Source organism: Desmonostoc muscorum LEGE 12446, assembly GCF_015207005.2.
GTDB lineage: Bacteria > Cyanobacteriota > Cyanobacteriia > Cyanobacteriales > Nostocaceae > Nostoc > Nostoc muscorum.
This window is the reverse complement of sequence record NZ_JADEXS020000001.1, coordinates 3,752,297-3,775,058: the sequence shown is the minus strand read 5'-3', so window position 1 is coordinate 3,775,058 and position 22,762 is coordinate 3,752,297. Positions and strand designations below refer to the sequence as shown.

19 protein-coding genes are annotated in these 22,762 nt (G+C 42.5%); 9 read left to right on the top strand and 10 right to left on the bottom strand.

Annotated elements, in window-relative coordinates; genetic code table 11:
- Positions 1-177 precede the first annotated feature (177 nt).
- Entirely contained in the window at positions 178-2,196 is a 2,019-nt protein-coding gene (gene speA / locus IQ276_RS16205; protein ID WP_073640190.1) for a biosynthetic arginine decarboxylase, read from the top strand.
- 157 nt (positions 2,197-2,353) lie between these two features.
- Here the strand turns inward: speA and IQ276_RS16200 are convergent, their stop codons facing one another.
- The 3 genes from IQ276_RS16200 to IQ276_RS16190 form a co-directional block, all read right to left on the bottom strand.
- The gene (locus IQ276_RS16200; protein ID WP_190875612.1) at positions 2,354-3,523 is read right to left on the bottom strand and encodes a nucleotidyltransferase family protein; all 1,170 of its coding nucleotides are present in this window, start codon (positions 3,521-3,523) and stop codon (positions 2,354-2,356) included.
- A gap of 216 nt (positions 3,524-3,739) precedes the next feature.
- Complete coding sequence (locus IQ276_RS16195) at positions 3,740-4,585, bottom strand: segregation/condensation protein A (protein ID WP_235115713.1); 846 nt, start codon at positions 4,583-4,585, stop codon at positions 3,740-3,742.
- Positions 4,586-4,751: 166 nt separating this feature from the next.
- Positions 4,752-4,946, bottom strand: a complete 195-nt coding sequence (locus IQ276_RS16190) for a hypothetical protein (protein ID WP_190875614.1) — start codon at positions 4,944-4,946, stop codon at positions 4,752-4,754.
- Between the two features lie 469 nt (positions 4,947-5,415).
- Here IQ276_RS16190 and IQ276_RS16185 point away from each other — a divergent pair, with 469 nt between their 5' ends.
- Positions 5,416-5,973, top strand: a complete 558-nt coding sequence (locus IQ276_RS16185) for an SRPBCC family protein (protein WP_193924577.1) — start codon at positions 5,416-5,418, stop codon at positions 5,971-5,973.
- A gap of 309 nt (positions 5,974-6,282) precedes the next feature.
- On the opposite strand, the gene clpB is transcribed toward IQ276_RS16185, so the two are convergent.
- Positions 6,283-8,901: an ATP-dependent chaperone ClpB gene (gene clpB / locus IQ276_RS16180; protein ID WP_235115712.1), complete on the bottom strand. Its 2,619-nt coding sequence runs from the start codon at positions 8,899-8,901 to the stop codon at positions 6,283-6,285.
- A gap of 512 nt (positions 8,902-9,413) precedes the next feature.
- On the opposite strand from clpB, the gene gntT reads away from it, so the two are divergent.
- The 4 genes from gntT (at position 9,414) to IQ276_RS16160 (ending at position 11,686) form a co-directional block, all read left to right on the top strand.
- Positions 9,414-10,760, top strand: a complete 1,347-nt coding sequence (gene gntT / locus IQ276_RS16175) for a guanitoxin biosynthesis MATE family efflux transporter GntT (RefSeq protein ID WP_193924639.1) — start codon at positions 9,414-9,416, stop codon at positions 10,758-10,760.
- A complete protein-coding gene (locus IQ276_RS16170) occupies positions 10,747-10,956 on the top strand; it encodes a hypothetical protein (protein ID WP_235115711.1) in 210 nt (69 codons plus the stop codon). Before gntT ends, IQ276_RS16170 begins: the two co-directional genes overlap by 14 nt.
- The gene (locus IQ276_RS16165) at positions 10,949-11,323 is read left to right on the top strand and encodes a hypothetical protein (RefSeq protein WP_235115710.1); all 375 of its coding nucleotides are present in this window, start codon (positions 10,949-10,951) and stop codon (positions 11,321-11,323) included. Before IQ276_RS16170 ends, IQ276_RS16165 begins: the two co-directional genes overlap by 8 nt.
- A 108-nt stretch (positions 11,324-11,431) precedes the next feature.
- Positions 11,432-11,686: a TIGR02450 family Trp-rich protein gene (locus tag IQ276_RS16160; protein ID WP_190875621.1), complete on the top strand. Its 255-nt coding sequence runs from the start codon at positions 11,432-11,434 to the stop codon at positions 11,684-11,686.
- Between the two features lie 222 nt (positions 11,687-11,908).
- On the opposite strand, the gene IQ276_RS16155 is transcribed toward IQ276_RS16160, so the two are convergent.
- The gene (locus IQ276_RS16155) at positions 11,909-12,655 is read right to left on the bottom strand and encodes a Uma2 family endonuclease (RefSeq protein ID WP_193918430.1); all 747 of its coding nucleotides are present in this window, start codon (positions 12,653-12,655) and stop codon (positions 11,909-11,911) included.
- 240 nt (positions 12,656-12,895) lie between these two features.
- Here IQ276_RS16155 and IQ276_RS16150 point away from each other — a divergent pair, with 240 nt between their 5' ends.
- Both IQ276_RS16150 and IQ276_RS16145 read left to right on the top strand, forming a co-directional pair.
- The gene (locus tag IQ276_RS16150; RefSeq protein WP_193918410.1) at positions 12,896-15,556 is read left to right on the top strand and encodes an ATP-binding protein; all 2,661 of its coding nucleotides are present in this window, start codon (positions 12,896-12,898) and stop codon (positions 15,554-15,556) included.
- A gap of 29 nt (positions 15,557-15,585) precedes the next feature.
- Positions 15,586-16,551 (top strand): DUF4351 domain-containing protein, encoded by a 966-nt coding sequence (locus IQ276_RS16145; protein ID WP_193918413.1) that lies wholly within the window; start codon positions 15,586-15,588, stop codon positions 16,549-16,551.
- Positions 16,552-16,714: 163 nt separating this feature from the next.
- Here the strand turns inward: IQ276_RS16145 and IQ276_RS16140 are convergent, their stop codons facing one another.
- The 4 genes from IQ276_RS16140 to IQ276_RS16125 all read right to left on the bottom strand — a co-directional run bounded on the left by IQ276_RS16140 (position 16,715) and on the right by IQ276_RS16125 (position 19,254).
- On the bottom strand, positions 16,715-18,292 hold the full coding sequence (locus IQ276_RS16140; RefSeq protein WP_193918415.1) for an NAD(P)H-quinone oxidoreductase subunit 4: 1,578 nt from the start codon (positions 18,290-18,292) through the stop codon (positions 16,715-16,717).
- Positions 18,293-18,783: 491 nt separating this feature from the next.
- Positions 18,784-18,924: a hypothetical protein gene (locus IQ276_RS16135; RefSeq protein WP_235116367.1), complete on the bottom strand. Its 141-nt coding sequence runs from the start codon at positions 18,922-18,924 to the stop codon at positions 18,784-18,786.
- A complete protein-coding gene (locus tag IQ276_RS16130; protein WP_235116324.1) occupies positions 18,881-19,030 on the bottom strand; it encodes a type II toxin-antitoxin system HicA family toxin in 150 nt (49 codons plus the stop codon). Before IQ276_RS16130 ends, IQ276_RS16135 begins: the two co-directional genes overlap by 44 nt.
- A gap of 32 nt (positions 19,031-19,062) precedes the next feature.
- The gene (locus tag IQ276_RS16125) at positions 19,063-19,254 is read right to left on the bottom strand and encodes a type II toxin-antitoxin system HicB family antitoxin (protein ID WP_193918420.1); all 192 of its coding nucleotides are present in this window, start codon (positions 19,252-19,254) and stop codon (positions 19,063-19,065) included.
- Positions 19,255-19,642: 388 nt separating this feature from the next.
- On the opposite strand from IQ276_RS16125, the gene IQ276_RS16120 reads away from it, so the two are divergent.
- Complete coding sequence (locus IQ276_RS16120) at positions 19,643-20,509, top strand: hypothetical protein (RefSeq protein ID WP_193918423.1); 867 nt, start codon at positions 19,643-19,645, stop codon at positions 20,507-20,509.
- Positions 20,510-20,622: 113 nt separating this feature from the next.
- Here the strand turns inward: IQ276_RS16120 and IQ276_RS16115 are convergent, their stop codons facing one another.
- On the bottom strand, positions 20,623-22,731 hold the full coding sequence (locus IQ276_RS16115; protein ID WP_235115709.1) for an NAD(P)H-quinone oxidoreductase subunit 5: 2,109 nt from the start codon (positions 22,729-22,731) through the stop codon (positions 20,623-20,625).
- Positions 22,732-22,762 lie beyond the last annotated feature (31 nt).

Genomic DNA, 22,762 nt, shown 5'->3' with positions numbered 1-22,762 from the left:
TTGTCCTTTGTCCAAGGGTTTTGCACTCATGACTGATGAGTAATGACCAATGACAAATAACACATGACTCTTGACCAATCAGAGTTTATCCCAGAAATTAACCTTGGGTGCATATCGGTTCTGAAACGAATGCGCTAAATTGTTAATTCGTGGGTGAAACACAGAGGTTAGGAAGAAATGGGTGTTGAGTCAACTGCTACATCTGACGAGGTGGTACTACTACCGTCCAATGGACAAAAATCTGACGTGAAAAATCATAAGCAAAAAAAGCTGTTACCACCGAGTACTACCACAGGAGATTTACCTCGCTCCTGGAAAATTGAGGATAGCGAATCTTTGTATCGCATTGAAGGTTGGGGACAACCTTATTTTTCCATTAATGCTGCGGGTCACATTACCGTTGCGCCGAAAGGCGATCGCGGGGGTTCTCTGGACTTGTTTGAATTAGTCAACGCCTTGAAGCAGCGGAATTTGGGACTACCCATGCTAATTCGCTTTTCCGATATTTTAGAAGACCGGATTGAGCGGTTGAACGCTTGTTTTGCCAAAGCGATCGCCCGTTACAACTACCCTGGTGTCTATCGTGGTGTGTTTCCTGTCAAGTGCAACCAAGAACGGCATTTGATTGAGGATTTAGTCAAATTTGGCAAGCCCCATCAATTTGGTTTAGAAGCCGGTTCCAAGCCAGAATTAATGATTGCTCTGGCTGTCTTGGATACACCAGGAGCATTGTTAGTTTGCAACGGCTACAAAGACCAGGAATACATTGAAACGGCAATGTTAGCCCAAAGACTAGGGCAAACACCAATCATCGTCTTAGAACAGATTGAAGAGGTGGATTTGGTAATTGCTGCCAACCGCCAATTAGGTATTAAGCCGATTTTGGGAGTTCGGGCTAAACTCAGTACCCAAGGTATGGGACGTTGGGGAACTTCCAGTGGCGATCGCGCTAAATTTGGTTTGACTATGCCTGAGGTGATCGAGGCAGTTGACAAGCTACGGGATGCTAACTTGCTGGATTCTTTGCAGTTGATGCACTTCCATATCGGTTCACAAATTTCTGCCATTAATGTGATTAAAGATGCCATCCAGGAAGCCAGCCGCATTTATGTGGAATTGGCAATGCTGGGGGCAGACATGAAGTACCTCGATGTTGGCGGTGGCTTGGGTGTAGATTATGACGGTTCCCAAACCAACTTCTATGCATCGAAAAATTACAACATGCAAAACTACGCCAACGATATTGTGGCAGAGTTAAAAGATACCTGTGCTGAACGGCAAATTCCCGTACCAACACTGATTAGTGAAAGTGGACGAGCGATCGCTTCCCATCAGTCAGTGCTGATTTTCGATGTTCTCAGTACCAGTGACGTGCCACTAGATACGCCAGAGCCTCCACAAGAGGGAGAATCCCCAATCATTAATTACCTCTGGGAAAGCTACCAATCCATCAACAAGGAAAATTACCAAGAGCTATACCACGACGCGGCACAATTCAAAGAAGAAGCCATCAGCCGCTTTAACTTGGGAATTTTACGCCTCAGAGAACGAGCCAAAGCCGAACGGCTTTACTGGGCTTGTTGTCAAAAGATTTTGAACATTACTAGGCAGCAAGAATACGTACCAGATGAACTGGAAGACCTAGAAAAAATCATGGCTTCCATCTATTACGTTAATATGTCAGTGTTTCAATCAGCACCAGATTGCTGGGCAATCGATCAGCTATTCCCGATCATGCCAATCCACCGTTTGGATGAAGAACCAACACGCCGGGGGATTTTAGCAGACCTCACCTGCGACAGTGATGGTAAGATAGATCGCTTTATTGACCTACGCGATGTCAAATCGGTTTTAGAACTCCACCCCTACAAAGCAGGAGAACCCTATTATTTGGGCATGTTCCTCAATGGAGCTTACCAGGAAATCATGGGTAATTTACACAACTTATTCGGCGATACCAACGCCGTTCACATCCAACTGACGCCTAAAGGCTACCAAATCGAACACGTAGTTAAAGGCGACACCATGAGTGAAGTAGTGAGTTACGTCCAGTATGACTCCGAAGATATGGTGGAAAACATCCGCCAGCGCTGTGAGAAAGCCTTAGAGGAAAAGCGCATTACCCTAGCAGAATCTCAGCGACTCCTACAAACCTACGAACAGAGTCTCAGAAGATATACGTATTTAAATAGTTAGGGACTGGGGATTGGGGATTAGGGATTAGGGACTGGGGATTAGGGATTAGGGACTGGGGATTAGGGATTAAAAAATTTATAACTATATCTCTTTTTGAGTACTCAGTCCCCGGTCCCCAATACCCAGTCCCCAGTACCCAATCCCCAGTCCCCAATCCCTAATTCACGCTTGTCCCCAGCAATTCTTCTATTGCTTGTCGCTCAACAGGGGTATGGGATGGTACTGTCTGACGAGCATCGGTAATCAGCCAGTCTAAAGCTGCGGCTTGAACATCTATTGCAGCGCCAGTTTTATCGACGCAATAACGTCCAAACACCAGCTTATCTACTAAGCGGACTCCTGGACCGAGGCGTGACCATTCAAAAATCACGCTATTTTCTACCGTTGCGCCACTACATATCCAACAATTGGGGCCAATCATCGCTGGGCCGACGATTTTTGCTCCGTCTTCTATTCTTGTCATCCCACCAATGTAAACTGGGCCTGTGATATCCACTTTGTCCCAATTGACAGCAACATTTAAGCCAGTGTAGATTCCAGGGGCGACTTCATGACCAGGAATTTGCACATTTTTGATTTCACCTAGCAGTACACCACGAATTGCCCGCCAGTAGTCTGGTACTTTACCAATATCGACCCATTCAAAGTCCATAGGGATGGCATAAAACGGAGCTTTGATTTCCACTAGTTTGGGGAATAATTGGCTACCAATATCGTATTCCACGCCAGAGGGGATATAATTAAATACCTCTGGTTCAAAGATATAAATACCAGTGTTGATGTTGGTACTGAGGGCTTCTTCAGTTGAAGGTTTTTCTTGGAAAGCTTTAACGCGACCATCGTCGTCGGTAACAACCACACCGTAACTAGAAACTTCTTCCTTGGGCACAGATTTCGTAATAATAGTAGCGATCGACCCTTGAGCTCTATGCCATTTAACTGCCGCAGTTAAATCTAGGTCAATCAAAGCATCACCGCACAACACGACAAAAGTATCATCAAAAAACGGGGAAAAGTCTTGAATGCGCCGCATTCCTCCAGCGGAACCAATGGCTTCACCGACGAGTTTACCGTCGTCGTCTATTTTACCTTCAAAAGAATAGGCAATTTGTACACCAAACCGCTGACCGTCACGGAAATAGTTTTCTATTTCCTCAGCTAAATGACTAACGTTGACAAGAATCTGGTCAAATCCATGTTGGCGTAACAGTTCCAGCAAAAACTCCATCACTGGCTTTTGCAGGATGGGCATCATCGGTTTGGGCATAGTGTACGTAATTGGACGCACGCGAGTACCCTTGCCAGCCGCGAGAATCATCGCTTTCATAAAAGTTTATTCCTCAACCACAAGCCAGTTTACTTTCATTGAGTGATACTTAATCATCAGTTTTATTTCTGCTTTAAAATATCCCTCCAAACAGGGATAACAGTAATTTAGTGGTTATTGCAACCATAGGTACACTTAGATGACAAGCGATCGCTTATCTTTTCAATTTACTCGGATTTTGAGGCGCAAGCAAAAATCTGTCAATTATCTGTAGAGCTAGTTTTGGCTTCTTGAGTTGATTGGATGCTCACAAAGTTGGGAATTATTAGGTGAATCTGTGAGTAAGCGAACTTTAATTTCATCGTAAAATTCCTCTTGAAATAGCTCTACTTTCGATTGGGCTGAGAGTAGTAATAGAGCCCAGAAAACGCTAACTAGATGACTGTGTTCAGACTCGTGTCCAGACCCATTTTGAGATGATTGCCTGGTCTGAGTCCACAACTGCACAAGTTCTTCCAAATTCAACCAATTTTGTTGTAAACATAGCTCTTTTGCCGATAATTTCAACACCTGCTCTAGTTCTTTTGCTACTTCTGTCAGATTTTCCTGGTGAGCTAACTCCAGAGCCTGCCGCATACTTTGGATGCTAGGCTGACGCCTGGGACGGATAGGTTTGCTGGTTTTCTCTACAAATTTGAGCTGGTTCGCCATAATTTGTAATTGCTCGATTAACTCTTGCAGAGTTACCCGACGTTTTGGCGGTGGCATTGCCGCTGGACGACGACGCAATTGCCGTTCTAATGGTAGGCGATGACCGTGATGTGATGCACCGTCTTCATCTAGCAATAGAGCATCATCTACTACACCATCATGTGCATCTTCTACTATTGACAATTGCATTAAAGTATTTGCCTTGAATAACACCAGCATTGATGCTGATAAAAAGGCTTGTCCAGATTGAGACAAATCTGTTTCATAGCCTTTTCCTATTGTTTGTGGTGCCATTAGTTCTAAGTAACGGTCAATCACCTCAATTACTTGGACATCCCAAGGATCAATTTCCCCCTGCTCGGCTTGATGAATCAGCAGTGTAATTGTTTCTAACAGCTCGGAAGCTTCCATCAGCAGCTACTAAGTTAATTAATCAGAGTCGAAAAATCTAAAGATAACAGAGGGAGTGGGGAGTGGGGAGTGGGGAGATGAGGGGGATGAGGGGGATGAGGGAGTGAGGGATAAGAATTAATAACCAATCCCCAGTCCCCAGTCCCCAATCCCCAGTCCCCAATGATTAAAAACGCCACCAAGTTCTTTGAGCATAACTAATAATCCCGATGGCGATCGCCCCCAGTAACAATAGCCAAATAATTCCACCCGGAATAAAAGTGAGAATACCAAAGCCTCTGAGTATCCAGACGGCTAGGCTCATACCTAGAAGGATACCGAAAATCTGGATTAATCTACGATTTAAAGAAGATTGACTCACTTAATTTTCCTCTCGACTCAACAGACATTACACTTAGTATTGACATTCAAGTATGAAGATACGATGAAGGTGTAGTTTCATCAGAAATAACACGCAAAAATTAGCAGACGCTAACTAGCAAAAGTCGGTAAAGGTGGACGAAAGTTACTACTGGGGAAACTTCTAGAATTAGTCCTGGTGCTTAATGTTGGGTGGTGTTTGTGCTATTTTAGCTGTTAAAAACTTTATTTTCTATTTACGAGTATTGCTTTGATAAATTTTTACTTAAGTGTTGATTGTGTTAATTGTGATCGGAAATACAGTTTTGACTGTAAAGTGACTGAAATAATTATCATAAAAAGTAGTGTTTCCGGAAAAAACAAGTACTAAACTGGAACTAAAATTTAGTGGGTTGGAGCTAAATTAATTTTTGATAGCTTGTAGTTTCAAAATTTTTAGGTGGATGAGTTGAGGAGTCACTGAAATCATTATGTCTGCGTCTGATATATTAAACTCAATTATTGCAGGTTCAAATATGGCTTGGAGTCAAGACAAGCAAAAGTTGCTGGTAGAGGGTGAAATTTTAGTAGAAACGCGATCGCACAAAGCGTGTGGTGGGGCTGTCACAGCTTGGATGTATTTGCCGATGGTGCGATCGCAAGTCTGGCAGCAATTAACCGATTACCCCCGCTGGGTGCAATATTTTCCCGATATCACCAAAAGCGAAGTAACACATCGAGGTGAAGTCAAGCGTCTGTATCAAGCTGCACAAAAAGCTTTCTTGTTTTTCACGGCTCAAGTGGAAATTTACCTGAATGTTGTAGAAGTGCTGGGGCAACAAATCCAATTTCGCATGGAAAAAGGGACTTTTGAGGACTTTAACGCTCGTTTAGAACTCAAAGATTGCGGTAATGGCACTTTACTTGCTTATACGGTGCAAGCTACGCCTAATATCCCAATTCCATCAATTTTCATTCAACAAGCAATGAACTTTGAATTGCCAGCGAATATGCGTAAAATGCGACAAGTGCTTTGTAAAGACCAATAAGCAAATATACAGCCAAATTGCACATTTTTTACTTGAGAGTGTCATTAGTCATTAGTCATTAGTCTTTTGTCTTTTGTAAAAAATATTTCACGAAAAAACGCAAAGAAGCTCTAGCTTAACTTTGCGTTTTTGTGTTGGACACTTTTAGACAATCCAAAATCCTATCCAATAATGTTCGGTTAAGGTTTTTTGATGACACGCCCTAGATCACAAAGACGCGATAAATCGCCGTCTCTACAAAGGATTCATTATTGTAGAGACGACGATTTATCGCGTCTCTTCCCTTAACCCAAGAGTATTGAAATCCTATCAGCCGCTAAACACCTCAACTGGTAAACGACTAAAGGAAAGACGTTCATTCTGTACATCGACAAAGATGGTGTCACCGTCGTTGAATTCCCCGCGCAATATGGCTTTGGCAATTTGGGTTTCTAACTCCCGCTGAATCGCCCGTTTCAGTGGACGCGCCCCATATACCGGGTCATATCCTACTTCTGCCAAAAAGTCAAGAGCAACATCGGAGAGTTTGAGAGAAATCTTGCGATCGCCAAGTCTTTTCCGTAGTCTTTCCACTTGCAATTGCACAATTTGCCGTAATTCTTTCTTATTCAAACCGTGGAATATGATGATTTCGTCAATCCGATTGAGGAATTCTGGACGGAAGCTATTTCGCATGGCCTCCATCACCCGACGGCGCATTTCATCATAGTGTGCGTTATCGCCAGCAATATCGAGAATGTACTGAGAACCGATGTTGCTGGTCATGATGATAATAGCGTTCTTAAAGTCCACTTTATGACCTTGGGCATCAGTGACACGACCATCATCAAGAATTTGCAGGAAGATATTAAATACATCGGGGTGTGCTTTCTCGATTTCATCAAAGAGAATCACCGCATAAGGACGACGACGAATCGCTTCGGTTAGTTGTCCCCCTTCTTCATAACCTACATATCCTGGAGGCGCACCGATAAGCCTTGAGACGGCGTGTTTCTCCATATATTCCGACATATCGATTCGCACCAGTGCTTCTTCAGTGTCGAACATATAGGCCGCCAAAGCTTTTGCTAATTCGGTTTTACCTACACCCGTGGGCCCCAGGAAAATAAAGCTAGCGATGGGGCGATTGGGATCGGCTAATCCAGCACGCGATCGCTGAATTGCATCGGCTACGGCTGTGACTGCTTCTTCTTGTCCAACCACGCGATGGTGTAATTCATCTTCTAAATGCAACAGTTTTTCTTTCTCTGATTCCACCAACTTGCTAATGGGAATTCCTGTCCATTTAGAAATAATTTCAGCAATATCAGCTTCGGTTACTTCCTCGCGCAACAGAGATTTGCCGCTTCTTTGGGCGTTTGCTAATTCGCTTTCTACTGCTTCTAATTGGCGATGTAAATCAGTTAATTTCCCATATTTTAATTCAGCAGCCCGATTGAGATCGTAGTCGCGTTCTGCTTGCTGAATTTCTAAATTCACCCGTTCAATTTCTTTTTTAACGGACTGAATTTTGTCAATGATATCTTTTTCAGATTGCCATTGGGCGTTGAGAGTACTTTGTTCTTCTTTGAGGTCAGCAATTTCTTTTTCTAGTCTTTCCAGACGTTCACGGGAAGCGGCATCACTTTCTTTTTGAAGTGATAACTTCTCCATTTCCAATTGCAGAATCTTGCGGTCAATTTCGTCGAGTTCTTCTGGTTTGGAGGTAATCTCCATTTTTAATCTAGCAGCGGCTTCATCTACTAAGTCAATGGCTTTATCTGGTAAAAAGCGATCGCTAATATAACGACTCGATAATATTGCCGCCGCAACTAAAGCACTATCAGAAATCTTCACCCCGTGGTGGTTTTCATAACGTTCTCTCAAGCCGCGCAAAATCGAAATTGCATCTTCGACACTGGGCTGATCCACATAAACTTGCTGGAAACGTCTTTCCAGTGCCGCATCTTTTTCGATGTATTTGCGATATTCATCCAAAGTTGTCGCCCCAATACAGCGCAATTCACCCCGCGCCAACATTGGTTTTAACAAGTTACCAGCATCCATTGCACCTTGGGTAGCACCAGCACCGACGACGGTGTGAATTTCATCAATAAATAAGACAATATTGCCGCCCGATTCGGTAACTTCTTTTAATACTGCTTTTAGACGTTCTTCAAATTCACCCCGGAATTTTGCCCCCGCAATTAAAGCCCCCATATCTAAAGCAATTAACTTGCGGTCTTTGAGGGACTGGGGAACATCACCAGCGACAATGCGCTGTGCTAATCCTTCAGCGATCGCAGTTTTGCCAACACCCGGTTCACCAATTAATACCGGGTTATTCTTAGTACGACGAGAGAGAATTTGCACAGTCCGACGAATTTCATCATCCCGCCCAATCACTGGATCAAGTTGACCTTTACGGGCTGCTTCCGTGAGGTCACGCCCATATTTTTCCAGTGCGTCATATTTGCCTTCTGGATTTTGGTCGGTCACTTTTTGGCTCCCACGAATTTGTTTAATAATATTTTTTAGTTTCTTTTCGTCTAAAGCGAATTCTTGAAATAAACCTTTGCCAAAGCGGTCGTCTTTAGCATAAGCCAGCAATAAATGTTCAATTGAAATATATTCGTCTTGAAATTCCTTGCGATATCCGTCAGCGCGATCTAGAAGTGTATCCAAACTGCGTCCCAAGTATACGGAAGTACTGTTACCAGAGACTTTCGGCTGACGTTGGATAAAATTATCGGTGCGATCGCGCAGTTTTTGCAAGTTAACACTGGCTTTCGTCAAAACACTGCTGGTTAGTCCATCTTGTTCTAGCAGTGCTTTCATCAAATGTTCGCTTTCAATCTGCTGTTGTTGATATTGCTTGACAATATCCGGCGTGTGGGCGATCGCTTCCCAGGCTTTTTCCGTAAATTGGTTTGGATTAGTAGGTTGCATAAGCTATTCGATAAACCACTTTAGGGGGACAAGGCACACAGAACAATCTTCTCTGATAAAGATATTGTAAAAACAGGTAAGCCCTTAGCTGGATCGGTCTTCACGTCTTTGTAAAGTAGTAGTATTACCGCCCTTGGTGGTTTTTGCCTTCTGTTGCTTAGTGTGCAGGGGGGTTAGGGGAGATCTAGAAGTGCCTAAAATTACAGCCGACCACTTTTAAAACATCCTCTAAGGATAAGGGGTAAAACCCTTCGTAAATTGACCAACAGCATCAGAAATTTTCAGGTTTTCAAATAATGAAACTTTGTCTTCAAAAGTGACGCCACGTATACCGCAGGCATCGCCAATAGATATGTAGATTTAAGTGCTATAGAGTACTTTCTATATAAGAATAAATATTTATCATTTTTTAAATTTGTCAAAAAAATGATAAATATTTATTTTTCCATCACAATTGATTATCCGATTTTGGCCACTGAAATCCTTACATATGATATGAAACGAGGCAATTTATGACGTTTACGATTCCAACTGAGTACAACCTATTGCCGCGTTTTTATAAACTGGCAAGCACAAGTGTACTTGCCAACATGATGATCCCTTTAGCAGGTATAGTTGATATTGCATTTCTAGGGCATTTGGCAGACATTCGTCACCTGGCGGGAGTTATCTTGGCAACTATCCTCTTTGACTATCTTTACCGTGTATTAAAATTTTTACGCGCCAGTGTCAATGCCCTGACTGCACAAGCGGTTGGATTTGATGACCCAAAAACAGTACTTTTAGTAGGAATCAGAAGTGCTTTAATTGCCTTGGGAATTGGGTTACTAATTTTGTTACTACAATACCCATTACAAAAATTTGGATTTACTATTCTCAGTGGCTCTTCAGAAATTGAAAGCTCTGGAATTGATTATTTCTACGCCAGGATTTGGGGAGCGCCTGCTGTCTTGCTCAACATTGTTTTGATTGGTTGGTTTATGGGACAAGAGATGAATAATATCGTACTACTAATATCTCTCATCGGTAATGGTTCTAATATAGTGCTGGATTATGTAGTAGTCTCGATATTACGTTGGGACAGTATGGGCGTCGGATTGGCAACAGCTATCAGTCAATATCTAGCGCTAATAACTGGTTTAATTTGTGTTGGCTTCAGTATTTCTTGGAAAAGTTTACCAGCCATTTTGAAAGAAGTTTTTGATTGGATTGCCCTTAAAGAGATTGTCGTACTCAAAAGTAATATTTTCATCCGGTTCTTAGTTTTAAGTTCTACTTACGCTATCTTTACTAACATCAGTGCGGCCATAGGAACGGCAACTCTAGCAGAAAACGGTTTACTTTTACAGATTGCTCTTTTGAGCCAATTCACAGTTCAAGGTGTAGGAATGACAACGGAAACATTGACTGGAAACTTTTACGCGCAAGGGGCTAAACAACAGATGAGTTTACTGCTAACTGTTTCCATATTAACCAGTTTATTCATTGCACTAGCTTTTGCCGCAGTCTCTATTCTGTTTCCAGATGCAGTATTTGGACTGTTAACCAATCACACAGAGGTGAACAAACATATTGCTAGCTATAGTATCTGGTTACTACCTCTTTTAGGATTTACTGCTATTGCCTTTATGCTGGAAGGTTATTTCATCGGACTAAAAGAGGGTGTAATTCTACGTAACGCGGTTTTATTTGCTTTTGGATTCGGTTTTGTTCCCTTTGCGATTACAGCTTGGTACTTTCACAATAACCAACTCTTATGGATGTCTCTCATATCTTATATGGCAACTATCATATTATTTCTGGGGATACATTTACCTAGTACTCTTAACAGCCAAAACTTCATAAATGAATCAGTCTAGTAACGAAGTTCAGCTTCTGGGATTAGATGCCCTTTTGCCTTATGAACAGGGACAAGGGGAAAGAGTTGTTGCAAGTTCTGACTCAAGTCGCCTTGTCCCCTTATCCCCTTATCTCCCCACTCCCCATCTTCCTTCCCTGTCCCCAGACAGAGTTACCATAATTCCAGGTCGCCTAGTGGATGCTAAAAATGATTGACCCCTACGACTTTGAGGATGATGACTTTGACTTAGAGGATGAGGATTTATTTGAAATAAAACCCATCAGCAAAATGACTGAAGGGGAAAAGTTAGTGCGATTTAAGCGTTTCTTCGACAGCAGCAGTCGTGCTATGTTGCAAGACTGCCTATTTCGGATCGTAAATCAGGAAGATGGTTTCGGTACTTTGGAGATTCTTTGCCCTAATGAAGTTGTAAGGCAACGCCTTTCCAAGAAAAAGCGCAAAATTACTAACAACATCAACACCTGTTGGAACCATATCAGATGGTTTTCCCTATGTGTCCAGCAAGATAGTGAGTTGAATTGTCAAAAGTTTACCCGCAACGGTGATTTGGTGACACGTTAGTTGTGGGAGTGGGGAGTGGGGAGTGGGGAGTGGGGAGATGAGGGAGATGAGGGAGATGAGGGAGACGCGGGGAATGACCAATAACAAATGACTAATGACTAATGACTAATGACAAAAAAACAAAAATTTCCTTACTTACTCGGTTCTAAGTGGACAGCACAGCAAAAAGTTGACGGATGGAGACACTTCCAAGTCGTCAACCGTAAAAATCAGAGTAAGTGGGTATACGCTGAAATGGTGGCTGCGTGCGATCCCAAAGTTCGTTTTTGGATAAATGCCAAATTATTACAGGATAACTCCCAGTGGCAAGCTGGCTGGCAAACATTACAGGAAATTGAAGAACTAGAAGATGATGTGTCTTGATTGCTTGAAACAGATAAACTGAAATAAATCTCAAGTAATATATGCCTTTAGGTTACTTGACATTTCGACTGATGTTTTAATTTGACATTAATGCTGGAGTTTAAGCGATCGCACACCAGATTTCCAGGAAAGTGAAGTACACAAATTAAGTCTGGTAGCCAGGGATAAAGCCTGTCTGACTTCTGAATTCTGAATTCTGACTTCTGACTTCTGCTGTCAATTTCACGCTAAAGTTTCTGGATCGACACCAAAGGCTTTTAAACTTTGCGCCAAGATTTTTACCCGTTGTTCTGATTCCATGCGCTGCTGTTCTTCAAAAGCTGCACGTTCTTCCAGTTCTCGGATGCGTTCTTCTGGTGTCAACAATCTCTGTCCTTCCTCGTCATACCAATACAACCACTCCCGCACTATACCTTGATAAATTCCTCGTTCTCGCCCAATTCCTAAACCAATTTCTGGTAGCCAAACAGGGCTTCCTGACATTAAACTATATTCCCCATCAACTAAGCGATATACTTCCAAGGGCGACTTTTTGCGCCGCAGGGGATTGTACACAACGTAGTATAAAATTCCTAATTCTTTGGCATAGAATTCTTTCTTGGTAGTGTATTCTCCTCGATGGATTTGGGAAACAACTTCTAGTGCTAAAATTGGCAGCTTTTTTTCTTCCCACAATACATAACTCAGGCGTAAGTCTAATCCTTGGGAGAAGGCTTTGCCTACATCAATGAAACGTTGGACTCCTAAGCTGAGAAACCCATCAGGGACGATCGCTGGTTTGTCTGGGTGATAATAAATACCCATATTGACGCCAAAAAACCAATCCCAGCGATCGCACCAAGCTAAAGCCAGTATGGTTTTCAGTAAGCCAGGAATCGAATTTTGTAGTTCATTATCCACAGGAGTATCATCTGAGTCTGGTAGTTCTTCCGAAGAAGGCAAACAGTGCAGCGGATTGTAGTTTAACATTACGGGTTTTGCTACATCTGATTCTAAATAAATTGTAGAAAATCTATTGATGTGCGATCGCATAGTAACAATCAAAAACTATTTTGAGGTTAGGCGTAGCCCGTCGGAGACATCGCTTTGTGTTTTTTCTCAGTATTTAAACATAATTTTAAGTGTAAAATATTTTAAATACGTAAATTTTCGGTACTGACTAGTAGAGTGTCTAACTGACAATAGCAAGAAAGGGCAGAAGATTTTTCAATGATTCAAAAAATCTTGTGCAGTTGGAATGCCCTATTCTTAATTCGTACCGAAGTATTAGATATGTCATTACAAATTCCTTCACGAGTTTTAATTAAACGCTTCCTAACGGTTTTTTTGCCGTTATCAGCGTTAGTTGGAGGTGTTTTAGGGACTATCTATTACCAACACATACAAACCGAGAAAGTTGTACTAAAAACGAATGAATTCCGCAAAATAGATTTACAAAAAAAACTCATCAGCACAGACTTTCGCTCGGTTGTCTCAGATTTGATGGTAATCTCTAGCCAAAACGAGCTAGAGGGAATCTTAGAAAAAGCGGATGGAGAACAACAAAAACTCGCCCAAGAATTTTTATTAATTTCTCGATATAAAAAACTTTACGACCAAATTCGCTTTTTGGATGAATTAGGAAAGGAAGTTGTTAGAGTCAACTTCAACCAGGGAGAACCACGAATTGTCCCCGAAGAAAAACTGCAAATTCAAGCCAAGCGCTACTGGTTTAATGACACTTTGCGGCTAAACCAAGGACAAATATTTGTCTCTCCCCTCGATCTCAACATTGAACGAGGCCAAGTTGAACAACCCCTCAAGCCAATGATCCGCTTTGGTACTCCCGTTTTCGATCGCCGTGGAAACAAGCGAGGCATCATAGTGTTAAATTATTTCGGTGCCAAACTGCTGGATAACTTTAATCAAGCCCCCGCTAACACCTCCAGCCAGGGAATGCTGCTGAATGCTGACGGCTACTGGTTAAAAGGGGCAAAGTCTGAGGATGAATGGGGATTTATGTTTCCCGAACGCCAAAACCGGACTTTTGGCAAGGCTTTTCCCCTGGCATGGCAGCAGATTTCTCAAACAGAATCGGGACAATTCCAAACTGCTGAAGGAATGTTCACCTTTACAACAATCTACCCCCTGGCGGAAGGGCAAAAATCCAGTACAGGAGCCGGACAGGCTTTTGCAGCAAGTAAGAATCAAATTGACACTAAATCCTATTACTGGAAGATTGTCTCGTGGGTGTCGCCACAAACGTTGACGACCAAATCAAAACAATTTTTGAATCAATTACTACTGTTATATGTCGGCTTAGTAGGACTAATTGGCATTGGTTCTTGGCTACTGGCAAAAGCTAGCGTCAATCGTCAGATGTCCCAGATAGAGTTAAGGCAGTCTGAAACTCAGCTGCGAGAGCTAGTTGAGCGAGAAAAAATCCTGAAAACTCGTTTATCTAGTCAAATTCGTAACTCGCTGGATTTAAATACGATTTTAAGTACAGTAGTGGGTGAAGTTCGGGAACTGCTCCAGATTGACAGATGCCAGTTTCTTTGGTGTCACACAGAAAATGAATCTACAAAATTTGAACTGAGTCAGGAAGCCTGCGCTCCCGATTTGCCAGAACCCTTGGGCGATTCTCCTATGGAGATGCTGAGTCAGGCTGTTATTGGGGGGAATTTGCTGCGCTTAGATGACATTGCCACAGATTCCGGGCTTGATGGCAAAAATCGGGATTTACTAATGAGTTTGGGCTTGAAATCTCTATTGGCAGTATCAGTTTACAGCCAGTCTGGCTGCTTGGGTGTGATTGTCTGCGAACATAGTAGAGGGCTGCGTTCCTGGAGTGATGATGAGGTGGAATTGATTCGAGGCGTGGCTGACCAGTTAGCGATCGCCATTGACCAGGCACAATTGTATAATCAAAGCCGTGCTGCCACTGCTGCCGCCACTACCCAAGCAGAACAACTCAACCAAGCTTTACACAATCTCAAACAAACCCAAGCCCAACTGATTCAGACTGAAAAAATGTCGAGTTTAGGTCAATTAGTCGCTGGGGTAGCTCATGAAATTAATAACCCAGTTAACTTTATCTACGGCAACCTGACTTATGTAAATGAATATACACTGGGCTTACTAGAACTAGTAAAACTCTATCAAAAGTCTAATGCTCATTGCACAAATGAAGTGCAAGCTCATATAGAAGCGATCGAGCTTGATTTTATAATTGAGGATTTACCTAAAATGTTAGCTTCTATGAAAATAGGAGCTAATCGCATTCGTGAAATAGTTCTATCTTTGCGGAATTTTTCTCGACTTGACGAAGCCGAAATGAAGCCTGTCAACATTCATGAAGGCATTGATAGTACACTACTAATTTTACAAAATCGCCTCAAACAAACCTCTGGAAATTCTGGCATTGAAATCATCAAGGAATATGGCGATATTCCTTTAGTAGAGTGCTATGCCGGACAACTCAATCAAGTGTTTATGAATCTGATTAGTAATGCCATTGACGCCCTAGATAGTTATAACAGTCAACGAACTTATGAGGACATAAAAGCCAAGCCTAGCCAAATTATAATTCGTACTAATTTACGTAACTTGGATCGTATAACTATACAGATTGCAGATAATGGTTCTGGAATAGTACCAGCAATTAAACAACGATTATTTGACCCTTTCTTTACCACAAAACCCGCAGGTAAAGGTACAGGATTAGGATTAGCAATTAGCGCTCAGATTATCACAGAAAAGCACAATGGAGCTATTTGGTGTGTTTCAGAACCCGGACAGGGCGCAGAATTTTGGGTTGAGATTCCAATTAAGCAAAACTGGGAATTAGTTACTGCAAATGTTACAAATATAGCAGTCCTAAATCACTAAAAATTAAAATTATCATCTGCAATCAATTAATGAGCAATATTAACGATCGCGCTGATTTTGATAGTCCTTGGAAAGAAATTATAGAAGCTTATTTCCCCCAAGCAATGCATTTCTTTTTTCCCGAAACTTCTGCATTAATTGATTGGGAACGTCCCTATGAATTTCTCGATAAAGAATTTCAACAAATAGCTCGTGAAGCTGAACAGGGGAAGCGATATGCCGATCAATTGGTCAAAGTTTGGCAAATTCAAGGGGAAGAACTTTGGTTATTAATCCATGTAGAAATTCAGGCACAAAAAGAAGATAATTTTCCCAAGCGGATGTTTACCTACAACTTTCGCATATTTGACCGCTTTGATCGACCAGCAATTAGCCTTGCAATTCTCTGCGATTCAAACCGCGAATGGCGACCAAGCGATTACAGTTACAATTATCCCAATACTCGCTTAATGTTTGAATTTAGCAGTATTAAACTTTTGGATTACGAAAATCGTTTTCACGAGTTAGAAAATAGCGATAATCCATTTGCAACTGTCGTTATGGCGCATTTGAAAACGCAGCAGACACGCTCATCACCTAAACAACGCAAAATATGGAAATTTAGATTAATTCGCAGACTATATGATTTGGGCTTAGAAGAGCAGGATATTCGTAATCTGTATCGATTTATCGATTGGGTTATGATATTACCAAAGGCATTGGAAAATCAGTTTTGGCAAGAGTTTAAGCAATTTGAGCAGGAGCGCACTATGAGATATATAACTACAGGTGAGCGCATCGGCTACGAGCGCGGAAAACAAGAAGGTAGACAAGAAGGTAGACAAGAGCTTATTTTAAGGTTACTACAAAGACGAGTGGGAGAATTATCACCAGAATTGCAAGAGCGCATCAAATCTCTGTCTTTAAATCAATTAGAAACTCTTGGTGAAGCTTTGTTAGATTTTACTGCTATGGAAGATTTACTTAACTGGTTGCAAACAAATCAATCAGCTTAAAATTTATTTTCATGGGAATTGGAAAAAATATATCTACTCACTTATAGCAGTTCACCAATTCCATGAGTTTTTTTACTTGACCCAATCAGAGAGCAATAAAAAGGGCAGGTAGAAAACCCGCCCTCAAAGTAATTTGAATTTAAACTAAACTAGCGATCGCCACCTAATTAGCAATTTCCGGCGCACTCAAAGAAACCTTTGGTAGTTCTGGTTTTTGTTGTGCTAATGTCGGTACCGAATTACGCAATCTTGCTGTCAATTGTACAGTTGTGGCGTCGTACATTTGAGTGAGCAATTTCGGATAGAAACCAATACCAATAATTGGTACTAACAAACAGGCAATAATAAATACTTCACGGGGTTCAGCATCTATCAAAGCTTGGTGAGAAACTAATTCTTCGTTCTCTTGGCCGTAGAAAATTTCTCGCAACATTGACAGCAGATAAATCGGAGTTAAAATCACCCCAACTGCCATCAAGAAGACTACGATAACTTTAAAGGTAGAGCTGTAAGCATCGCTAGTAGCAAAACCAACAAATACCATTAATTCTGCTACGAAACCGCTCATTCCTGGCAACGCTAAAGATGCCATTGAACAGGCGGTGAACATGGCGAAAATTTTCTGCATTCTCTTACCGACACCACCCATTTCATCCAACATCAAGGTGTGTGTCCGGTCATAAGTTGCACCTACGAGAAAGAACAAACTCGCCCCAATTAACCCGTGAGAAACCATTTGCAAAACTGCTCCACTTAATCCCAAATCGGTAAAGGAAGCAATTCCAATGGTGACAAAGCCCATGTGAGAAATTGAGGAGTAGGCAATTTTTCGCTTCAGGTTGCGCTGGGCAAAGGATGTCAGCGCGGCGTAGATGATGTTAACTACCCCCAAAACTATCAACACAGGGGCAAAATAAGCGTGGGCATCAGGCAACATTTGGGCATTCATCCGAATCAGAGCGTAACCGCCCATTTTCAGGAGAATACCTGCCAATAACATATGCACAGGTGCTGTAGCTTCACCGTGGGCATCAGGTAGCCAGGTGTGCAAGGGAATAATCGGCAACTTGACGGCGTAGGCAATCAGGAAGCCAGCATAAAGTACAAGTTGGAAATTCAGGGCGAAATCTTTGAGGGCGAGCGATCGCATGTCGAACGTCACCGTATCGCCGTAAAATCCCATTGTCAGGGCAGACAGCAAAATAAACAGCGAACCGCCGGCGGTGTATAAAATAAATTTAGTCGCTGCGTATTGTCGCCTTTTGCCTCCCCAAATCGACAGCAGAAAGTATATCGGCACCAGTTCCAGTTCCCACACCAGGAAAAATAGCAGCATATCCTGGACGGCGAACACGGCAATCTGACCGCCATACATCGCCAGAATCAAGAAGTAAAATAGCTTGGGCTTGAAGGTTACAGGCCAAGCCGCTAAAATCGCCAGCGTGGTAATGAATCCAGTCAAAATAATCAGAGGCATGGACAAGCCATCTGCCCCTACCGACCAATTCAAATCGAGTTGCGGTACCCAGGGGTAACTCTCCACCAACTGCAAATCTGGATTGGAAAAATCGTACCCAGTATAAAAAGCGTAAACAATCAGTGCGAAATCTATCAGCCCCACAATCAGGGAGTACCAGCGCACTGTCTTGCCGTCTTTATCTGGGATGATGGGAATCAGTAGTGACGCCGCTATCGGAAACAGAATAATCGTCGTCAGCCAGGGGAAAGTAGCTGTATTCATCGCAATTTGTCTGCTATCAAAATCATGTTTGGCAAAAAGTCACTAGTTATTAACTAACAGCTTTTTGGGGATTTGCTCTTCCTCGTTAGGTTGATTTAATTAAATTAGCAATCCCCGATTTTTTCTCTTGGGAGTCTATTTTGACACTTGGGAGTGCGGAATGTGGGTTAGGATACCCCCAGTCAAGTCAAGAATTGACCCTCAACAAAGCCGCTAAACTAGAATTTTAGCGACGGGACAGCGTAGCCCAACCCAGGCGATCGCTAAAAGTACATCATGCTGTTTGCTGGTTGTCCAAAAAAGCGATTTGGTGCAAAAAAGCATGAGAGGAGAAACAACCCTATGATAATGGCACAAATTGAAAATCAGATTCGTTATCTTACAAACGCAGATGGACAAACAACAGATGTACTCGTCCCCGTGGAACTTTAGCAACAGCTGATGAGTTCCATAAATTCTGTATATTTTATTTTTTGTAAGTCCCTAATTAATTAACCACCGAGATCGGGTCTAACGGCAAAATTGAGCAGCCGCAGATAACTTCCGTCTCTTGCCGACTGCCTTTCGGCGATCGGCTCTAACGCCGTGTTAGCCTGCTTCATCGCTAAGCATTTTAATAATATGTTTGGCAAGTTGCTCCTTGATTTCTCTATGTCTGGGAACGGCTTGAGAAATTTTTGTTATTGGATTCTGATACCAATCATGTTTGCCACCATGACGAACGAAAATACAACCCATTTCTTCAAGCTTACTGATTAAGTCTCTTCGTTTCATGAGACTTCAAGTTCTGCAACTCTGCGAAAATTTTGGATAGTTCCACTTGTTAATTCACTGTAAATATCGAGTAGATTTTCTCTTAGCTCCTCTTCAGTTTCACCCTGAGTCCAATAATCAGGATATTCTTCGAGATAACCTAACCACATATCATCATCTTGCCAGTAAATGTATTTCTTCTTTACCATTCGCCTATTCGCTGCCTTTTTCTGAACTAGGTAAATTTAACCTACTGATGCTTAGATCCTCGCTCGTTAGATTACCTTATCGATCTTAACTGACGATTAAATTCTTTAAACCAACTTTCTTGTGAGCAAAGAGTTCCCTTATCACCTTCAGGTGGCGACTGGCTGGAAATTTTATCGGCGATCAAATCTCTGGGATAGACTTGACCGTTTTTAAAGTTCGGGCAAAAAACAGTGATATCCCGACGGGCAAAAGCGGTGGATATCGACTGATTTATCAGGTTGTCTCACCTGAATATGTCTTACTTCTACTCCAAGAGTACCTGGAAGATTTGGAATATGAGCCTCTAATAAGTTATACAAGTAGTGTTGTGTAATATGTAACATTTAAATGCCACTTCAATTTCCTGATTCATGGCGCTTTGACTCTTCCCCAGAGTCAGTTATTCCTAATGCAGCGATTGATGAATTTGAGAAACTTATTGGTATAATAGTAGCTAAGGGAAATCGCTGGGAGTTACTAGAGTATTTTAAAGAGTGTTTTGCACATGCAGTAGGCTCTACGAGTGTCTGGAGTACTTCAGAGAGTTGGGCAAGCACAGATTTACGGTCATATTTGGAAGACGCGGCTAAAAACCCATCCCTGTTTCTGGAGGCATTCTACGACTCGTGTGAGAATCTTCGGGATAAATATGCAATCCCTGACATTGAACGTATCAACGATATTTGTCTTGAACACAAGATTGCTTATAAAATCGATCCACCAAAACTTGTTAAGCTATGCGAAGGTGAAGAAGCTATCTCTGTGGCCGAACCACCAGCAACCTTTACTGAGCCTGTAAAACAACTTATTAGGGAATCTCTAAATCGCTCTGAGCAACTATTGAATGAAAATCGACCTAGAGAAGCAGTTATTGAAGTACTTTGGATTCTCGAATCAATTACAACTGCTTTTAGAGGTGAGCAATTACCATCTGGAACTATAAAAGGGACATACTTTAACGTGATTGTGAAGGAACTACGCAATGCAAATGAAGGGACAGCAATCAACTATATATTGAAATGTTTAGAAAGTCTACATGGTTATCATTCGTCACCAACTGGTGGTGGTGGTCGGCATGGACTTGATCTAAAAGAGGGCAAACCAATGACGCTTTCTGAAGGTCGCTTATTCTGTAATCTTATTCGTTCTTACATTTCTTTCTTACTTACCGAGTATGAAAGACTCATAAATAATGATGTGTCGGACAATTTCTAACAATGTGTTGCAGCGAATTGCAGCGACAACCGATTATTCAACTAACAGACATCAGAAAAACTTTGTATTCAAGAAATAATGTAGGGGCGGACATTTGTCCACCCCTATTAAAATCAGGTAACACCAAAGACAATCACTAAGCCCAAAACCGCCCCAAAGACAATCAAGGCATAAAATTGAGCGCGACCGTTTTCTAGATATTTCAGACCTTCGCCGCTGACGAGGGTGAAAAAGCCCGTGAGGTTAACGGCACCATCGACAACGCGGAAGTCAACTTCCATAACTTGTCTAGCTACGCGACGCAAGCCCAAGACAAAAACCCGATGGTAAATGTCATCAAAGTACCACTTGTTGAGCGATAACTCGTAAAGTGGTTTGATTTTAGCAGCGATCGCAGCCGGGTCAATTTTACCCCGCAAGTACATCAACAAAGCCAAGGTAATGCCAACCACGGAAATTGCCACTGAAGCACCCGCCATAATATAAAACTCTGTCGGGTCGAACTCGGCAGCTTTTTCTAAAACTTCCGAGAGGGTTTCAGTGGGTGGAAAGACAAATTCCTCGAAGTAATTGGCAAAGGGAGTTCCTACCAAACCAATCAAAATCGAAGGTACTGCCAAAACTGCTAAAGGCAGAGTCATTGTCCACGGCGACTCGTGAGGAGAGTCGCTGTGATGTCCGTGGGAGTCATGGGAGTCATGGGAATCATGATGGCCACCAGTTGCCGCCAATTCTCCTTTTTTCATTGCCCCAGGGCCAAAATTCGGCACTGGTTGTTCTGACTCTAATTCCAGGACGATTGTCGCTGCCTTCTTGAGTTTTTCCTTGATTTTGTCGTCATTCCCCCGGAATTTGCCTTCAAATGTCATGAAGTACATTCTAAACATGTAGAAAGCAGTAATCCCGGCGGTTAACCAGCCAATTAACCAGAGGAATGGGTTAGCTTGAAAAGCTTGCCCCAGAATTTCATCTTTTGACCAGAACCCAGCGAAGGGGGGGATACCAGAAATTGCCAAGCAACCAATCAAAAAGGTAGTTGCTGTGACTGGCATATACTTCCGCAGTCCTCCCATCACCCGCATATCTTGGGCTAAGGCTGGGTCGTGACCGACGACACCTTCCATACCGTGAATTACGGAACCTGAACCCAAGAACAGCATCGCTTTGAAATAGGCATGGGTCATCAGGTGGAATAGTCCAGCACTGTAGGAACCTATTCCCATTGCCATCACCATGTAACCGAGTTGGGAAATGGTGGAATAAGCCAAGCCCTTTTTGATGTCGTTTTGGGTAATGGCAATGCTTGCCCCCAAAAACGCCGTAAATGCCCCAGTAAAAGCAATAACGTTCATTGCTGCTGGGACATGTTCAAATACTGGATACATCCGGGCTACCAGGAAAACACCTGCTGCCACCATTGTTGCCGCGTGAATCAAGGCAGAAATGGGGGTGGGTCCTTCCATTGCATCTGGTAGCCAGACGTGCAGAGGAAATTGGGCCGATTTCGCCACTGGACCCAGGAAAACTAAAATCGCAAACAGGACAGCGAGAAAATTGCTGATAGAACCTGTTTCCACGAGTTGGGCGAGGCGATCGCCCATAATGTTAAAATCAAAGCTTCCCGTTGCCCAGAACAGCCCTAAAATTCCCAACAAAAGACCAAAGTCGCCCACGCGGTTGGTTACGAATGCTTTTTGAGCGGCATCTGCTGCTGACTTGCGATCGTACCAAAAGCCGACCAGCAAGTAGGAACACATCCCGACAAGTTCCCAGAATATATAAATCTGTACTAGGTTGGGGCTAAGCACCAAACCTAACATTGAAGAGCCAAATAAACTGAGATAAGCATAAAACCGCACGTAACCGGGATCGTGAGCCATGTAGCCATCGGTATAAACCATGACCAAGCAGGCTACTGTTGTGACAATCACCAGCATTAGGGCTGTCAGGTGGTCAACAGTGTAGCCCATGTTCAGGTGAAAATTACCTGCCGCAGCCCACTCCAGGGTATGGGTATAAGTCGGATGTCCTTGAACTTGACTCCACAACAAGGCAAACGACAGCACCATAGCTGCTCCCATTAGGGAGATAATTAGTACAGCGTTCAACTGCCGCAGGCTGTTTGTCACCTGATTCAACGAGATTAACCCTAGACCGACCAGCATTGCCCCGAAAAGAGGTAACACTGGAATCAGCCAGGCATACTGATAGATTACTTCCATCACTGACGCCTACATTTTAGAATTCTTGACT

Coding starts and splice junctions, on each gene's coding strand:
- speA (WP_073640190.1), top strand. CDS start 178: ATGGGTGTTGAGTCAACTGCTACATCTGACGAGGTGGTACTACTACCG.
- IQ276_RS16200 (WP_190875612.1), bottom strand. CDS start 3,523: ATGAAAGCGATGATTCTCGCGGCTGGCAAGGGTACTCGCGTGCGTCCA.
- IQ276_RS16195 (WP_235115713.1), bottom strand. CDS start 4,585: ATGGAAGCTTCCGAGCTGTTAGAAACAATTACACTGCTGATTCATCAA.
- IQ276_RS16185 (WP_193924577.1), top strand. CDS start 5,416: ATGTCTGCGTCTGATATATTAAACTCAATTATTGCAGGTTCAAATATG.
- clpB (WP_235115712.1), bottom strand. CDS start 8,901: ATGCAACCTACTAATCCAAACCAATTTACGGAAAAAGCCTGGGAAGCG.
- gntT (WP_193924639.1), top strand. CDS start 9,414: ATGACGTTTACGATTCCAACTGAGTACAACCTATTGCCGCGTTTTTAT.
- IQ276_RS16170 (WP_235115711.1), top strand. CDS start 10,747: ATGAATCAGTCTAGTAACGAAGTTCAGCTTCTGGGATTAGATGCCCTT.
- IQ276_RS16165 (WP_235115710.1), top strand. CDS start 10,949: ATGATTGACCCCTACGACTTTGAGGATGATGACTTTGACTTAGAGGAT.
- IQ276_RS16160 (WP_190875621.1), top strand. CDS start 11,432: ATGACAAAAAAACAAAAATTTCCTTACTTACTCGGTTCTAAGTGGACA.
- IQ276_RS16155 (WP_193918430.1), bottom strand. CDS start 12,655: ATGTTAAACTACAATCCGCTGCACTGTTTGCCTTCTTCGGAAGAACTA.
- IQ276_RS16150 (WP_193918410.1), top strand. CDS start 12,896: ATGATTCAAAAAATCTTGTGCAGTTGGAATGCCCTATTCTTAATTCGT.
- IQ276_RS16145 (WP_193918413.1), top strand. CDS start 15,586: ATGAGCAATATTAACGATCGCGCTGATTTTGATAGTCCTTGGAAAGAA.
- IQ276_RS16140 (WP_193918415.1), bottom strand. CDS start 18,292: ATGAATACAGCTACTTTCCCCTGGCTGACGACGATTATTCTGTTTCCG.
- IQ276_RS16130 (WP_235116324.1), bottom strand. CDS start 19,030: ATGGGTTGTATTTTCGTTCGTCATGGTGGCAAACATGATTGGTATCAG.
- IQ276_RS16125 (WP_193918420.1), bottom strand. CDS start 19,254: ATGGTAAAGAAGAAATACATTTACTGGCAAGATGATGATATGTGGTTA.
- IQ276_RS16120 (WP_193918423.1), top strand. CDS start 19,643: ATGCCACTTCAATTTCCTGATTCATGGCGCTTTGACTCTTCCCCAGAG.
- IQ276_RS16115 (WP_235115709.1), bottom strand. CDS start 22,731: ATGGAAGTAATCTATCAGTATGCCTGGCTGATTCCAGTGTTACCTCTT.